Genomic DNA, 14,574 nt, shown 5'->3' with positions numbered 1-14,574 from the left:
CTGCCTATACTGCTGACTCATGGCCCCCGATCGTCACGATTGCCTGCTCCCCTGCCCCGACCGGCTGGCGCGCGGCCCGCGCATATGCAGTGGGGGTAAGGCGCCGCACGACCGCCTCTACCTGGCGCCGCCGGCGCTGCAGGGCGCAATGATGGCGCTGGTCTGCCGCGATACCTCCCGCCTCGTACTGAGCGACGCCCAGCGCTTGTCGCACTTCCCCGCTTCGCCGATCGTGACGCTGTCCTGGTTCGACGGCTCCGGGATGGGCCTGGTGGACCCGGACACGGGCTGGCATCCCTTCGCTGCGCAGATGATGATCTCGGGCAGCCATTCGCGCCCGGTGACCACTTGGTCGCCGACGGGCGGCCGCGGCTACATGGCCTGCTTCCAGCCGGACGCCATCCCCGCCCTGTTCGGCATCGAGCTCGCGGCCATCCAGGACCGCTTCCTGCCGGCGCACGAAGTACTCGGCGTCGGCTGGCAGCCCTTCTTTGACGCGCTGCTGGCCGCGCCCGACGATGCCGCCGTGCTGCGCGTGCTGGAGGCGGAGCTCGGCAAACGCTGGCGCGCGGCGCAGGGCGGCGAGACAAGCCGGTTCTCGCTGCGCCAGATGGGCCGGCACTGGGTGCAGCGCCTGGCCTGGCAGGCGCACCAATGGCGCGACACGCACAGCGCGCGCCAGGTCGAGCGCCGCATCAAGTCCTTCAGCGGGCGCTCGCTGCGCGAGTGGCAATCGCTGGTGCGCACCGAAGGCTTGTTCTTCGCCGCCCGCGAACGCTACGAGACCGGCCAGCCCTTTGACTGGGCCACGCTGGCCCTGGACGAGGGCTTCTCGGACCAGGCCCACCTGAGCCGCGTCACCCGGCAGATCTGCGGCTTTCCCCCGACCGAATTCGCCGACCGCTACATCGAGGACGAGTCCTTCTGGATCTACCGGCTGTGGGTCTGAAGACCGACCCTGCCCGGCCTGAAGTCCGCTAGAATCGCTGGACCATACCGAGCGCGTCGATGCCACGCGCCATATAACAAGGAGAACAGGGATGTCGAAGAAGATGCTGGTGGGCTTGTACGCTTCGCTGTTGCTGGCGATGCAGCCGGCCGTGGCGCAAACCAAGGCCGTTGAACCCGCGCCGCAATACGATGCCGCCTTGGCCCAGTCGCTCGGCGCCGACGAGCGCGGCATGCGCCCCTATGTGTTCGTGATCCTCAAGACCGGCCCCAAGAACATCGAGGACAAGGCCGAGCGCGCGAAGATCTTCGAGGGACACTTCGCCAACATGGGCAAGCTGGCCAGCGAGAAGAAACTGGTGTTCGCCGGACCGCTGGACGGCAAGGAAGGCCGCCGCGGCATCTTCGTGATCGCGACCCCGGACATCGAGGAAGCCAAGCGCTACGTGGCAACCGATCCGGTCATTTCAAGCGGGCTGATGGAGGCCGAGTACCACAAGCTCTACGGCTCGGCGGCGCTGATGATGGTGAACGACATGCACAACAAGATTCAGAAGAAGTAATTCGACCGAGAACGCAAGGCACGCCAAGGACCAAGGACCCCATGAGCACCTCACACCCGGCATGGCTCAAACGTATGCAAAACGGATCGATCGGGGAGGCACGAGCGCGTGCCTTCCTGATCGATCGATTCTGGATACTGGAACGGTCGGTCGACATCGAAGGCGCCGATTTCATCATCCAGCGCCGCATCACGACGCACTCGCTCTTTGACCTGCGGCCGCCGCGCCTGGGTCTCGTTCAAGCCAAATTCATCCAGGACGAAAAGACCGACATTTATATTCATTCCGAATATGTCAAAGAAAAAACGGGTGAGCCGCATCCGGAATTTTTCTTGCTGGTGAGTACCGGATATGAAGACCGGTGTGTGATGCACCTCCTGTCAGCGGAGGACATCATGCAAAATTTCGCGATGGTAGAGCCGGGACTGGAAAACGCAGGCAAATACAAGCTGCCCGGCAAGACACTTTTTAACAACAAGTTCAAAGTCGCATCTCCGCGGCTGAGTCTGGAACGTATGGAGGCTTCGTTGAACCTGGCCGACATCGTCAAGAACCATCGTTTCATGTTTCCTTTCGTGTCGACTGAAGCGCCGAAGGAAGCTGCGATCGCACCGAAATATTCGGAAAAAATCGATAACGCGTACGCGAGCAATATTCCCAAAACGTTTTTCACGATTAAGAAGGACGCTCGACGCTGGCTGGAGGACGTTGAGGAGGCAAAAGGCTATCTGGAAGACATCGTCACTTCCATCGATCCCTTGATTGCACTGAAAGCAGCGAAAGATTTCGACTCCATGTTGACGGTCGATGGACGTCTTTCACTGGGACGTCTATATGACAAAGAATTCGAGGACGAGGTCAACGAATATTCGCACAAGCTTGCATTGCTCAAGCAGCACAATCTCCTGGACAACTACATCCTGCTGCGTGAGAAAGGCGAAAAATTAATTTCCGAACATCTCTGCACAGGGGAACCCTGGAATAAACAGGACGTTTGCCTCTTTGAGTGCAAGCTTGACAACATGCTGAATGTCACCAGCTTCGGTTTAAGGAAGGAGCAAGAAAAACATTCACTGCCGAATAATGGGACAGTGCAAGTCATCGCTTCGGATGCCGAGACGATTGAACTTTGTTTCTCGTTCGTTCCGGCGGTATGCCGATGGTCCTTCAGCGACACTTACCAAGAGAACCCAACATGGGAACAGACCGTTCTTTCCAATGCACGCGTCTGGACTGCGACGATATTGTTTACGGTGTTTTCCTGGATAGAACAGGACTTTTGTTCTGCTGAAAAACTCGATGTTTATAGATGAAGAACCTGCCCATGCTGCAAGGCCTGAGCGCTGAGCCTACGGCCAAAGACCAGTTTGCCGTTTTCTCAAAACAGATCCAGCTGTCCCGCCACATTCCCGTCTCTTTTGCCTGAAGCAGGCAAAGGGCGCGCCGGCACGGTCAGCGGCTTGCGAAACTGCGAGCCATCCAGCCTGCCGAAGCGCCCGCGAAACTCCCCCATCCCCAGCCGGTCCACCGCTTTCGAGAAGCGCTGGCGGATCAGGTCCGCCCACACGCCCTCCCCGTGCATGCGCTTGCCGAAGTCGCTGTCGTAATCCTTGCCGCCACGCAGGTCGCGCACGCGGTTCATCACGCGCTGCGCCCGCTCGGGGAAATGCGCCTGCAGCCATTCCTGGAACAGCGGGTTGACCTCGTGCGGCAGCCGCAACACGACGTAATGGGCGCCGATGGCGCCGGCGTCTCGCGCCGCTTCCAGGATGCGCTCGATCTCCGGTTCAGTGACGAAGGGAATGATGGGCGCCACGCTCACGCTGACCGGAATGCCGGCCTCGGCAAGGGTACGAATGGTGCGCAGGCGCCGTGCCGGCGCTGCCGCGCGCGGTTCCAGCGTGCGCGCGATCTCCGGATCGAGCGTGGTCAGGGTGATGGCGGCGCAGGCCAGGTTCTTTTCCGCCATCGGCGCGATCAGGTCGATGTCGCGCTCGATGAGGGAGGACTTGGTGATCAGCCCGACCGGATGCCGGCATTCGCTCAGCACCTCGAGCACCTGGCGCGTCAGGCGCAGCTCGCGCTCGCAGGGCTGGTAGGCGTCGGTGTTGACGCCGAGGGCGATGTGCTCGGGCACGTAGCCCGGCTTAGCCAGCTCGCGCCGTAGCAGCTCGGCCGCGTTCACCTTGGCGAACAGCCGGCTTTCGAAGTCGAGCCCCGGCGACAGGCCGAGGTAGCTGTGGGTGGGCCGCGCAAAGCAATAGATGCAGCCGTGCTCGCAGCCGCGATAAGGATTCAGCGAGACGTTGAATGGGATGTCGGGCGACGCATTGCGCGAGAGGATGCTCTTGGCGTGCTCGTCGGAGACGACCGTCTTGATGCCGGCGGCTTCGTCCTCCTCACGCTCCCAGCCGTCGTCGAATTCTTCGCGGCCATTGACTTCGTATCGACCCTGCAGGTTCGATACCGCGCCCCGCCCCTTGCGCGCCGCGAGCGGACGCGGGCCGAGCATGGGCTGCTCGTCCACGGGCTGGCGCTGGCTGGGTTGGGTGCGGTCGGGCACGTCGGCTCCATACTGTATTTTTATACAGTATGGTACGCCTCCCTCAGCCGGATTTCAAGTCTGGCGCACCAGGCGGCACATAGGCTGCCTGCTGCTGCACGAAGCCTTCGAATGCGTCGAACAGGGGCTGGAAGGGGGCATCGTCCCCTTCCAGCTGAGCCAGCGCCAGCACCGCCGCCTCCAGCGAAGATAGCTGGTGCGGCGCATGCGCCTTGCGGATCCGGTAATTCGAGGGAGCGACGTCAACCAGCGCCAGGCGCGGCAAGGCTTGCAGGGCCGGGTTCAGGTACAGCATCTTGCGGCTCTTGCGCCAGGTGGCGTCCAGCACCACCAGGCGCACGCGCTCGGCCACCATCGCCTCGAACGGCGGCGGCGCCGGCAGGCTGGCGTCGCCCGGGGTGTCCGGGTACAGCAGCACCGGCACGCGGCCATCCGCATGCAGCAGCGCATCCAGTTCGGCGCTGTCGAATTGCTCGCCCACCGCCAGCCTGCTTCCGGCCACGCTCAGGTGCAGCAGGCGCGCGCTGTTCTTGGCATTGGCCACTTCGAGCGGATGCTGCAGCACCAGCAGCGCCGCACGCGGCTCGACACGGGTGATCCAGCGGCAGATGCAGGCCGATTGCGCGCGCAGGCAGGTGGCGCAGCGCGCACGCTTCACGGATACCTCGCTCATGGCGCGGGCGTCCAGCCGCCGCCCAGCGCGCGGTACAGGTCGACGTGGGCCGCGAGCAGGCTGGCGCGCAGCTGCAGCACGGTGTTCTCGGCGCCGAAGGCATTGCGCTGGGCGTCCAGCTCTTCGAGGTAGGACGCATAGCCGTTGGCATAGCGGTTGTGCGCCACCCGCAGCACTTCATTCGCCGCCGTCCGTCGCGCTTCGGCCTCGGTCAGCTGGCGCCGCAGGCCGTCGATGCCGGCCAGCGCGTTCTCGGTCTCGGCAAAGGCCCCGCGCACCACGTTCTCGTAGGTGTAGATGGCGCGGTCGCGCACCGTTCCCGCAATCTCGGCCTGGGCGCGCAGGCGGCCCGCATCGAACAGGGGCGCCAGCACGCTGCCGCCGATGCTCCACAGCTCGACCGGGGAGCGCAGCAGGCGCGCCACGCTGGCGCCCTCCAGCCCCGCGGATGCGGTGAGCCGGATCGAGGGCAGCAGTTGATCGCGCGCCGCTGCCAGGCTGGCGTCGGCGGCGGCTACCGCGCGCTCGGCCTGGGCGATGTCGGGCCGGCGCCGCAGCAGCTCGGACGGCAGGCCGGGAGCCGGCAGGGGCATGCGCAGGGCAAGCAGCGGCCCGCCCCGTGCCACCGGTCCGGGGCTGCCGCCCGCCAGCAGGTTCAGCGCCTGCTCCTGCTGCGCGATCGCGCGTTCCATCTGCGGCACCACGCCGGCGGTGGCATGCAGCTCGGCCTCGGCCTGCGACATCTCCAGGCGCGAACTGTAGCCGACTTCGAACTGGTGCCGCGCCAGCGCGAACGAACGCTCGCGCGAGGCCAGTGTCTGCCGTGCCAACGCCAGCTGGGCATCAAGCCCGAGCAAATTGAGGTAGCCGGAAGCGGTATTCGCGGCCACCGACAGGGCGGCCGCTTCCAAGGCTGCTTCCTGCGACAGGGCGTCGAAGCGCGCCGCTTGCGTGGTACTGGCCAGGCGCCCGAACAGGTCGAGTTCATAGGCCGCCTGCACCGTCCCTACAAGAGAAGTGACTTCCACCGGCTGCCCCAGCGGCCCGATGGCGCGCGCACGCGCCGGCGCAAACGAGAAGTTCAGGGACGGCTGCTGCGCGCTGCCGGCGATGCGCACGCGCGCCGCGTATTCCTGCAGGCGCGCGCGGGCGATGCGCAGGTCGCCGTTGTTGTCGAGGGCGCGCCGCACCAGCGCGTCCAGTTGCGGGTCGCCGAAATACTTCCACCAGTCGCGCGTGATCGCTGCGTCAGCGGCGGGCGCCGTGCGCCAGGCAAGGGGCACCTGCAGGGTCGGCGCGGGCGCCGGCTGTGGCGCCATCGCACAGCCGGCCAGCACCAGGGGCGCAAGGAGGTAGACAGCCCGTGTCATCGTGCTTCCTTGCCTGCCGAGGCGGTGTCGATCGTCGCCACCACCGACATGCCGGGCCGCAGGCGCTGCGCCAGCGGCTGGTTCGGATCGATGCTGATCCGCACCGGGATGCGCTGCGCGATCTTGACGAAGTTGCCGGTCGCATTGTCCGGCGTGATCACCGAGAACTCCGAGCCGGTCGCCGGGGAGATCCGTTCCACGTGGCCGCGCAGGGTGGCGTTGTTGAGCGCGTCCACCGTGAAGCTCACCGGCTGGCCCAGGCGCACGTTGGCCATCTGCGTTTCCTTCATGTTGGCGATGATCCAGAGCGTGTTCGGCACCAGGGCGGTGAGCTGGGCGCCGGCGTTGACGAACGCGCCCTGGCGCACCGTCACCTGCCCCAGCTGGCCGTCGCGCGGCGCCAGGATGTGGGTATTGGACAGGTCGATCTCGGCCAGCCGCACGGCCGCTTCGGCATTGGCCACCGCGGCCCCCAGGGAAGCGCGGCTCACGCCCACCGAACGCAGGTTCTGGCGCGCGATCTCGAGCGCCGCCCTGGCCTGGTCGCGCGCGGCCACCGCCTGGGCGCGGGTGGCGCGTGCGGCATCGCGTTCGCGCGCCGACAGCGAACCGTCGGCGGCCAGCTCCTCCACCCGGCGCAGGTCGGCCTCGGCGCGGCGCGCCTGTGCTTCGCTCGATGCCAGCGTCGCCTGGTTCTGCGCGATGGTTGCCTGCGCGCTGCGATTGCTCTGCGCGTAATTCTCGAGCGCGGCGCGGCGGGTTGCCAGTTCGGCGCGCGCCTGCTCCAGCCGCTGGGTCGGGATGCGGTCGTCGATGCGCATCAGGAGTTCGCCCTTGCGCACCGGCTGGAAGTCCTGCACCAGCACTTCGACCACATAGCCGCTCAGCTGCGGGCTGATGATGGTCACCTGCCCGCGTACCAGTGCGTTCTCGGTGCTTTGCAGCGTGGTGCGGAACGGCGGCAGCTGCCAGGCGTAGAGCACGATCAGCACGCCGGCCAGGGCGATGGCGGCGAAGGCGAGTGCGCTCAGCAGGATGCGGCGCGAACGTTTGTTGACGGAGCTTGTCGATGGTTCGGGCATATCAGTCTGTTACCGGTTCGGGTGGCGGTGGCGCCCCGGGCGGCCGCACTGCCGGCACGGGTTTCGGGGCGGGGAAGTAATGCAGCCAGACCGCGTGCACGAAGATCCACACGGCGGCCGTGGCGGCCAGGATGGAAAGGACGAGGAACACGTCGTTGTAGGCCAGGATGTTGGCTTCGCGCGTGGCGCTGGCCGCCAGCGAGGCGACGCCCTGGCGGCTGCGCGCGGCCGGGTCGGCCACCAGCTGGCCGACCGCGGCGGCGCCGGACTGGATGCGGCCGGTCACCAGCGGATCGAGGCTGCTGAGGTGCTCGGCGATGATCGAGGAATGGTACTTCTCGCGCAGCACCTGGAAGGTGCCGACGATGGCGGAACCGAGCAGGCCGCCCAGGTTCTGCGTGAGGCCGAACAGCACCGAGAAGCTGATCAGGTTGGCCGGATTGGCGATCACGGTGCCGATCAGGGAGATCACCAGCGGTCCGAGGAAGAGCGTCCCGCCGAAGGCGAGCAGGCTCTGGCTCAGGTACATCTGTTCCGGGCGGGTCTGGTTGGTGGCATGGGCGTCCAGCCAGGCGCCGAGCGCCATGATCAACAGCGAAATCACCTGCGGCGCCATCAGGTGCTGCACGTTGATGGTCAGCGCCGAGACCACCACGCCGGCGATGGTCGCGCACAGCACGATGGCGAACAGGGTCTGCAGCTGGTCGTTGTCCAGGCCCACCAGGCGCAGGAAGCCGACCGCGCCGACGCTCTGCTCGGACAGCACGATGCGCACCAGGATCATCGACAGCGCCAGGCGCAGGATGTTCGCATTGGTGAAGAAGCGGATGTTCAGCAAGGGATTGGCGCGGTTGTGCTCCACGCAGATCGCCGCCGCCAGCAGGACGATCGAAACCGCCAGCGCGACGCCGATCCAGGGCGCTTCGAACCACCAGCGCACCCGACCGAAGCTCACCGCCGCGCACAGCAGCGCCATGCCGGGCGCGAACAGCGCGAAGGTGACGAAGTCCATCGGGCGGAAGGCCTGGAAGCGGTCGCCCGGGGGCAATTTAAGCATCAGCACCGCGCCGAGCGAGACGATGGCCAGGCCCAGCTCGAACATGTACAGGCCGCGCCACTCGGCGATCTGCAGCAGGTCGTTGGAGAAGATGTAGGCCAGCGGCAGCGCCAGCTGGGCGCAGCCAAGCGCCAGCGCCACGCCGCGCAGGCGCCACTCCTTCTTGAATGCCTGCAGCACGTAGTACAGGCCGAGCGGCGACACCGCCGCCGCCAGCATGCCGTGGGCGGCGCGCACCGCGATGGCCGAGCCGAGGTCGTTGACGAACAGGTGGGCAAAGGTCACCAGCGCGTACAGCACCAGGAAGAATTCGGTGAACAGGCGCAGCCCGAACTGCTGGCGGAACTTCACCAGCAGCAGGTTCATGGACGCATTGGCCATCACGAAGACGGCCGGCAGCCAGGCGGTCTCGGTGGAATAGGCGCCCAGCGTGCCCTGCAGGTTGACCAGGTTGACGGCCACCAGCGCATTGCCGAGGCCGCCCGTGATGGTGATCAGGATGCCGACGAAGAGGTAGGCGAAACGCAGCGGTGTCGGATGGGCGGGCGTGGACGGAGAGCCGGGGAGCATCGGCTTCTCGTCGGGCGCCCACTCGCGCGGCGCGTACTTGCTCATCCGATCATTCCTCTACCTCCCTTGCCAGGTTTGCATGATAACCGTTCACGAAAAACCACGCCGGACGCTGTACGGCAGCGTGATTGGCGCAATAAAGATAAGGAACACGTGATCACTTTGTCACGCCACAAAAATTTACCTTTGGAATTGCCAGATTGAGTATTGCCCTGCCTTTTCCACGTACCTAGAATCAATTTATGCCATGCGGAAATTCTTCCGTGTTTGTTTCACCCGGTACGCAGTCGAGACAGAGTCACCATGGTTCCACGCTTTACGCTCCGCAACATCCTGGCAGCCGCCCTGGCTGCCGCCGCATTGACCCCGGGCATCGCCGTGCAGCAGGAGTTGCAACTTGATCACCGCATGAACGAACACATCGAGCAGGTGCCCGCCGGCCCGCAGGGCCGCGCCATGCTCGAGACCACCGTGTTCCAGCCGAACGGCCCGGGCCCCTTCCCGCTCATCATCATCAACCACGGCAAGGATCCGGGCCGCCCGAACCTGCAGCCGCGCGACCGCTTCTATCACATGGCCTCGGCCTTCGTGAAGCGCGGCTACGCCGTGATGGTGCCGATGCGCCAGGGCTTCGCCAATTCGACCGGCCGCTACCGCGACTTCGGCTGCGACATGACCGCCAACGGCTACGCCCAGGCGGAAGACATCGCCGCCACCCTCGCCTACGCGCGCCAGCAGAAGTGGATCGACGCCAACCGCATCGTGATCGCCGGCCAGTCCTATGGCGGCCTGGCGACCATCGCCCTCGGCACCAAGGAGCTGCCGGGCGTGCGCGGCCTGATCAACTTCGCCGGCGGCCTGCGCGACGACAGCGACCGCTGCGCCTGGCGCTCGGCCCTGGTGACCGCCTTCTCCGAATACGGCGCCAAGACCAGGCTGCCGACCCTGTGGATGTATGGCCAGAACGACTCGCTGTTCGGCCCCGAGCTGGCGCAGCGCATGCACGCCGCGTTCGAACAGGCTGGCGGCCGCGGCCGCCTGGTCGAGTTCCCGGCCTTCAAGCGCGATTCGCACGGCATGCTGGCCAGCCGCGACGGCGAAAAGGTATGGCTGGACGACACCATGCGCTTCCTGGCCCAGGTCGGCATGCCGACCAAGGTGATCTACGACGTGCCGCCGCCGCCGAGCCCGGCGCGTACCGACTATGCCCAGGTCGACGATGTCGACGCCGTGCCCTTCCTGTCCGAGAACGGCCGCCGCGCCTACCAGGAATACCTGAGCAAGATGACCCCGCGCGCCTTCGCGGTCTCGCCGAGCGGCGCCTGGACCTGGGCCGAGGAAGGCGAAGATCCGGACGGCCGCGCATTGGCCACCTGCACCGCCAAGAGCAAGGAGCCGTGCCGGCTGTACTCGGTGGACGACTACGTGGTCTGGACCGGTGACCTCGACCAGGCGGAGAAGACCTCGGTCACGGCTTCGGTGATCGATGTGCCGAAGCCGGCGGTGGATCCGACGGCGTCGGCGCCGACCACCTCGATCGGCTCCAACAAGGCCACGAACTAGCTTGTCGCGGGGTGGGCGGCTGTCAAGCGGGCGACGCACTGTTTCTGTGCGTAAAATCTGACAGCCGCCAAGAGTCCGACCCAGCGCAAACCGCGCCCCGCCCGCAGCTCCGACAATGGCCCTGAGCTCATTTCGGAGAATTGCATGTTTCGCATCATCCACGCCCTGCTGGCGCTGGCCGCGTTGTGCGCCAGCGTGCCGGCCAGCGCCGAGAACAACCACCCCGTGATCCTGGTCCACGGCTTTCTCGGCTTCGGTCCGGACACCTTCGAGCACAGCGGTTTCAACTACTGGGGCGGCTACGGCGACATCGCCTCGCACATGCAGGTCTACCGCGGCCCGCGCACGGTGTTCGCGGCCGTGGTCGGCCCGATCAGCTCCAACTGGGACCGCGCGGCCGACCTGTACGCCCAGATCAAGGGCGGCTGCGTCGACTACGGCGCCGCGCACGTGCGCAAGTACGGTCTGCCGGGCCAGCAGCAAAAACCCGCCGGCAAGTGCTGGGCCGCCGACCCGAAGAACAACCCGGAGGCTTACCCGCTCGCGCTCTACCCGGCCTGGGACGCGGACCATCCGGTCCACCTGATCGGCCACAGCCAGGGCGGCACGACCATCCGCGCCCTGATCGAACTGCTGGAACACGGCTCGCCAGAGGACGAAGGCGGCCACGAACTGTTCAAGGGCGGCAAGGTGGGCTGGATACGCAGCGTCACCACCATCTCGACGCCCCACAACGGCACCACTTTCGCCGACGCGGTGCTGAACGTGGTGCCGCCGCTGCAGTCACCGCTCGGCGACCTGCTCAAGCACCGCTGGGCGAACTGGGAGCTGTCGCCGGACGGTGCGCGCGAATTCAACCTGTGGGCGCGCACCTCGCCGCACATCTATTACTACTCAGTGGGCACGCAGGCGACCGAAGCCGGCAGTTGGTGCTGCAACGAGACCGACCGCGTGATCGCGCCGATCCAGACGACGCTCTACCAGTACCCGCGGCTCGACATGATCCCGGCCTTCAAGGCCATGGCGGGGGAATGGATCGTGCCCTCGGTGCTCCAGAACGGCCTGGGCGGCTATACCCAGACAGGCGCAGGGCGGGTAGCGATCGACAGCGAGTGGTTTCCCAACGACGGGGTGGTGAATACGGCCAGCATGCGGGCGCCGACGGGGCATCCGGTGCGGAACTACGACGGCAAGTCGGTCAAAGGGAGCTGGAACTTTCTCGGCACCTACAAGGGGTATGACCACTTCGATATCCTGAACTGGCCGAATCCGGGGCCGTCGGCCAATCCGCTGTATGAGCGGATCAGCGACATCATCTTCAGCTTGTAAGATGACTTGACGCAATAGCCTTCGCCTAAGTCGAACGTATCGTGGCTGACGTTTCATTTGAAAAATGGAGCGTCTGCCATGAGCAGCGACTTGACCGATCAAATCACTGCTACGCTCGCGGAATTCTCGAGCGCGACCAGGCTGTTCGAATTAAGACTCGGTGACGCCTCGTGTTCCACACTGCTTGTCGAGGCTTTCTCTGCCGAGGACGCTTTGCTCGACATTCCGGTATGCGACGTCATTGCGCTGTCCACCAACGCCTATCTGAAAGCGGAGCCCCTGCTGGGCCAACCGGCCTCGCTGCAAATTACCCTCGTGGACGGAGAACAGGAAAGCATCGGCGGCGAGATCTGCGCCGTATCCGTTCTTGGCAGCGATGGCGGGCTGGCACGATACCGTATCCGTATCTCTCCCTGGATATGGCGGCTAGAACATGTTCGTAGCAGTCGTGTGTGGCAGGACAAGACGATCGTGGAGATTGTCGATGAGGTATTCGCCTCCTACCGGCCCGTAGCGCGCTGGCGCTGGAGCGCCGATACCGCGTCGTATATGGCTACTGTGCCGTCACGCAGCTACTGCTGCCAATACCGCGAACGGGACCTCGATTTCGTGCGCCGACTCCTGGCCGAAGAAGGCCTTGGCTGGCGAACCGAGCAAACGGAAGACGGTCCTTGCCTGGTGTTGTTCGCCGACAGTACCTCGCTCGATGCAGTGCCGGATGACCGAAGCTGCCGCGATGGCGCCGGCGTCCGCTATCACAACGCAAGTTCTGTAGAAGAGCACGATACCGTGCAGGCGCTGGTGGAACACAAGCGCCTGCACGCCTCGCTGACGACCTTGCAAAGCGCTGACTACAAGGCCAAGCAACTGGTCGGCGCGGCGTCTCTTTCCGTCACGAAGGCCAAATCGCTGCCGGAACTCGAATCCTACGACGCTCCCGGGCAGTACGCATTCACCGACACGGCATCGGCGCGGCGCCATGCCGATCTGCAGATGCAAGCGGCCGAAGCAAGGGGACAACTGTGGCAAGGGCGCTCCACCGTTCGTACCATGCGCGCGGGAACGCGGCTGACCGTCACCGGCATGCCACTGGGGCGGCTCGGCGATGCTGCCGCGTTCACCATCCATCACGTCACGAGCATTGGCGTGAACAACATGCCGCCGCCCGCGCAGCTCGCCCTTGCCGAACTGTTCGGCCCGCTTCCAGAACTGCTGGCAGAGGCTGTCCGCGCCCGGCAGGACGGCCTGGCCCAGGTCATCGAGCAGGCCCAGAAAACCGGCTATGCCAACTGCTTCGCTGCAATTCCCGCAGGGGTTCCATGGCGCCCGCAGCTGCACCAGGGAGAGGACCGCATCAAGGCCAGGACAACCGCACATGGCGCACAAACTGCGATTGTCATCGGCGCCGATGGCAACGACCGCCCAGACAAGGCTGACGACGCTTACTGCGATCGTCTGGGACGCATTCGCATCCGTTTCCATTGGCAGGACAGCGGACATGCGAGCTGCTGGGTACGGGTAGCGCAGCGCCTGGCTGGTAGCGGCATGGGGTGCCAGTTCCTTCCCCGGGTCGGACAGGAAGTGCTGGTGCAATTCCTTGAAAATGATATCGATCGGCCGGTCGTGGTTGGGGCACTGTACAACGGCCGGGGTGAAGGCGGCATTGCGCCCACGCCGGGCGGCCACACTGGTGCGCCGGACGATCGGGAATGCTTCGGGCGTGCGCACGACCATGCGTACTCGGCACAGGCCAACCTCGCTGGCGGCAACAGCCCGGCCTGGCACGGTGCGTCGAGCGACGCCGATGGCCACCGCAACAGGGCTGCCCAATGGGGCCTGCGCACGGCCGGGATTGGCGGGAGCGGCTATAACCAGCTGCTGATCGACGACAGCGATGGGCAAGGCCGCGCCCAGCTCAGGACCACCCAGTCGGCGACCGAGCTGAATCTTGGACATCTACTCCACGCCGCCGACAATTACCGTGGCAGCTCGCGAGGGCGCGGCGCCGAGCTGCGTTCCGACAGGTATGGCGCGGCGCGCGGCGGATCGGGGCTGCTGGTATCGAGCTGGCAGCTCAGGCACGATGCAGCCTCGCGCGACGTCGCCGGTGAGAATGCGACTGGCGCCAGCCTGATCCGCCAGGCAGCTGCGACCGCTGGCACGCTGCACCCCGCAGCGAGGATCCATCAGACCGTGGGACTGGCGGCTCACGCCGGCAGCGTCAAGGCCAACGCAAGCGTCCTGGACGGCAAGTGCGGACCAGTCAAGGCGATGTCGAATGCCGTGTCGGCGCCGCAGACCGAGAGCGGCGCTGCCCTCGTTACGGTATCCGCCAAGGACGTCTTCGGCGCCAGCGCCGGGCAAAGCCTGCAGCTGGCGAACGGCGAGACCGTCACCTTGGTAAGCGTACAGGACACCCAGCTGGCCGGCGGCGCAGGGCTTCGGCTGCACACCGGTCAGGTCATCGGCGCGCTGGCAGGCGCCACCGGCTCCGGCGCGGGCAGCGCCGGCCTGCAACTGATCGCCGCCCAGGACGAGATCGGCCTGCAGGCGCAGGCGGACGCGCTCGCCGTGCAGGCACGCGACGACGTAAAGCTGCTCAGCGCCAGCGCGCATATCGACTGGGCCGCCGCGCAACGAATCGTGCTGTCGACCGCCGGCGGCGCCAGCCTGACGATCGATGGCGGGAACATCAGTGTGCAATGCCCCGGCAAACTCGCCGTCCATGCGAACAAGAAGAGCCTGACCGATCCGCAGCAACTGGGTTATCCAATGCCTGCCCTACCCCGCAGCGTATGCGTCGAATGCCTCAAGCGCGCGCTCGCCGTGGGCTCGGCCTTTTCCATGGTGGAGTGA

General features: G+C 65.7%; 11 protein-coding genes. 6 read left to right on the top strand and 5 right to left on the bottom strand.

Annotated features, from left to right (window positions below; all coding sequences use genetic code 11):
• Window positions 1-19: 19 nt before the first annotated feature.
• The 3 genes from ACK6C6_RS05950 to ACK6C6_RS05940 all read left to right on the top strand — a co-directional run bounded on the left by ACK6C6_RS05950 (window position 20) and on the right by ACK6C6_RS05940 (window position 2,824).
• Window positions 20-949, top strand: coding sequence for an AraC family transcriptional regulator (locus ACK6C6_RS05950; RefSeq protein WP_409266369.1), 930 nt, complete (start codon window positions 20-22; stop codon window positions 947-949).
• A 91-nt stretch (window positions 950-1,040) separates the two neighbouring features.
• A complete protein-coding gene (locus ACK6C6_RS05945) occupies window positions 1,041-1,511 on the top strand; it encodes a YciI family protein (protein ID WP_409266367.1) in 471 nt (156 codons plus the stop codon).
• Between the two features lie 41 nt (window positions 1,512-1,552).
• Window positions 1,553-2,824, top strand: a complete 1,272-nt coding sequence (locus ACK6C6_RS05940; protein WP_409266366.1) for a hypothetical protein — start codon at window positions 1,553-1,555, stop codon at window positions 2,822-2,824.
• Window positions 2,825-2,889: 65 nt separating this feature from the next.
• Here ACK6C6_RS05940 and ACK6C6_RS05935 read toward each other — a convergent pair whose 3' ends face one another.
• The 5 genes from ACK6C6_RS05935 to ACK6C6_RS05915 all read right to left on the bottom strand — a co-directional run bounded on the left by ACK6C6_RS05935 (window position 2,890) and on the right by ACK6C6_RS05915 (window position 8,871).
• Complete coding sequence (locus ACK6C6_RS05935; RefSeq protein ID WP_409267305.1) at window positions 2,890-4,023, bottom strand: PA0069 family radical SAM protein; 1,134 nt, start codon at window positions 4,021-4,023, stop codon at window positions 2,890-2,892.
• A gap of 94 nt (window positions 4,024-4,117) precedes the next feature.
• Complete coding sequence (locus ACK6C6_RS05930) at window positions 4,118-4,747, bottom strand: tRNA-uridine aminocarboxypropyltransferase (RefSeq protein ID WP_409266365.1); 630 nt, start codon at window positions 4,745-4,747, stop codon at window positions 4,118-4,120.
• Entirely contained in the window at window positions 4,744-6,117 is a 1,374-nt protein-coding gene (locus ACK6C6_RS05925) for an efflux transporter outer membrane subunit (protein WP_409266364.1), read from the bottom strand. The genes ACK6C6_RS05930 and ACK6C6_RS05925 overlap by 4 nt, the downstream gene beginning before the upstream one ends.
• Window positions 6,114-7,199 carry an HlyD family secretion protein gene (locus tag ACK6C6_RS05920; protein WP_409266363.1) on the bottom strand — a complete coding sequence of 362 codons (1,086 nt, stop codon included), beginning with the start codon at window positions 7,197-7,199 and terminating at the stop codon, window positions 6,114-6,116. The genes ACK6C6_RS05925 and ACK6C6_RS05920 overlap by 4 nt, the downstream gene beginning before the upstream one ends.
• 1 nt (window position 7,200) lies before the next feature.
• Window positions 7,201-8,871 carry an MFS transporter gene (locus tag ACK6C6_RS05915; protein WP_409266362.1) on the bottom strand — a complete coding sequence of 557 codons (1,671 nt, stop codon included), beginning with the start codon at window positions 8,869-8,871 and terminating at the stop codon, window positions 7,201-7,203.
• A 258-nt stretch (window positions 8,872-9,129) separates the two neighbouring features.
• On the opposite strand from ACK6C6_RS05915, the gene ACK6C6_RS05910 reads away from it, so the two are divergent.
• From ACK6C6_RS05910 to ACK6C6_RS05900, 3 genes are all read left to right on the top strand, one after another.
• Window positions 9,130-10,389 carry a dienelactone hydrolase family protein gene (locus ACK6C6_RS05910; RefSeq protein WP_409266361.1) on the top strand — a complete coding sequence of 420 codons (1,260 nt, stop codon included), beginning with the start codon at window positions 9,130-9,132 and terminating at the stop codon, window positions 10,387-10,389.
• Between the two features lie 144 nt (window positions 10,390-10,533).
• Window positions 10,534-11,718, top strand: a complete 1,185-nt coding sequence (locus tag ACK6C6_RS05905) for an esterase/lipase family protein (RefSeq protein ID WP_409266360.1) — start codon at window positions 10,534-10,536, stop codon at window positions 11,716-11,718.
• 78 nt (window positions 11,719-11,796) lie between these two features.
• Window positions 11,797-14,574: a type VI secretion system Vgr family protein gene (locus tag ACK6C6_RS05900; protein ID WP_409266359.1), complete on the top strand. Its 2,778-nt coding sequence runs from the start codon at window positions 11,797-11,799 to the stop codon at window positions 14,572-14,574.

Origin of the sequence: Massilia sp. BHUDP2 (assembly GCF_046236355.1) — a bacterium.
In the GTDB taxonomy this organism is placed as follows: domain Bacteria; phylum Pseudomonadota; class Gammaproteobacteria; order Burkholderiales; family Burkholderiaceae_D; genus Telluria; species Telluria varians.
The sequence above is the reverse complement of the archived record's forward strand: the minus strand, read 5'-3'. Positions and strand labels throughout refer to the sequence as shown.

Coding starts and splice junctions, on each gene's coding strand:
- ACK6C6_RS05905 (WP_409266360.1), top strand. CDS start 10,534: ATGTTTCGCATCATCCACGCCCTGCTGGCGCTGGCCGCGTTGTGCGCC.
- ACK6C6_RS05920 (WP_409266363.1), bottom strand. CDS start 7,199: ATGCCCGAACCATCGACAAGCTCCGTCAACAAACGTTCGCGCCGCATC.
- ACK6C6_RS05900 (WP_409266359.1), top strand. CDS start 11,797: ATGAGCAGCGACTTGACCGATCAAATCACTGCTACGCTCGCGGAATTC.
- ACK6C6_RS05910 (WP_409266361.1), top strand. CDS start 9,130: ATGGTTCCACGCTTTACGCTCCGCAACATCCTGGCAGCCGCCCTGGCT.
- ACK6C6_RS05925 (WP_409266364.1), bottom strand. CDS start 6,117: ATGACACGGGCTGTCTACCTCCTTGCGCCCCTGGTGCTGGCCGGCTGT.
- ACK6C6_RS05950 (WP_409266369.1), top strand. CDS start 20: ATGGCCCCCGATCGTCACGATTGCCTGCTCCCCTGCCCCGACCGGCTG.
- ACK6C6_RS05940 (WP_409266366.1), top strand. CDS start 1,553: ATGAGCACCTCACACCCGGCATGGCTCAAACGTATGCAAAACGGATCG.
- ACK6C6_RS05945 (WP_409266367.1), top strand. CDS start 1,041: ATGTCGAAGAAGATGCTGGTGGGCTTGTACGCTTCGCTGTTGCTGGCG.
- ACK6C6_RS05915 (WP_409266362.1), bottom strand. CDS start 8,871: ATGAGCAAGTACGCGCCGCGCGAGTGGGCGCCCGACGAGAAGCCGATG.
- ACK6C6_RS05930 (WP_409266365.1), bottom strand. CDS start 4,747: ATGAGCGAGGTATCCGTGAAGCGTGCGCGCTGCGCCACCTGCCTGCGC.
- ACK6C6_RS05935 (WP_409267305.1), bottom strand. CDS start 4,023: ATGCTCGGCCCGCGTCCGCTCGCGGCGCGCAAGGGGCGGGGCGCGGTA.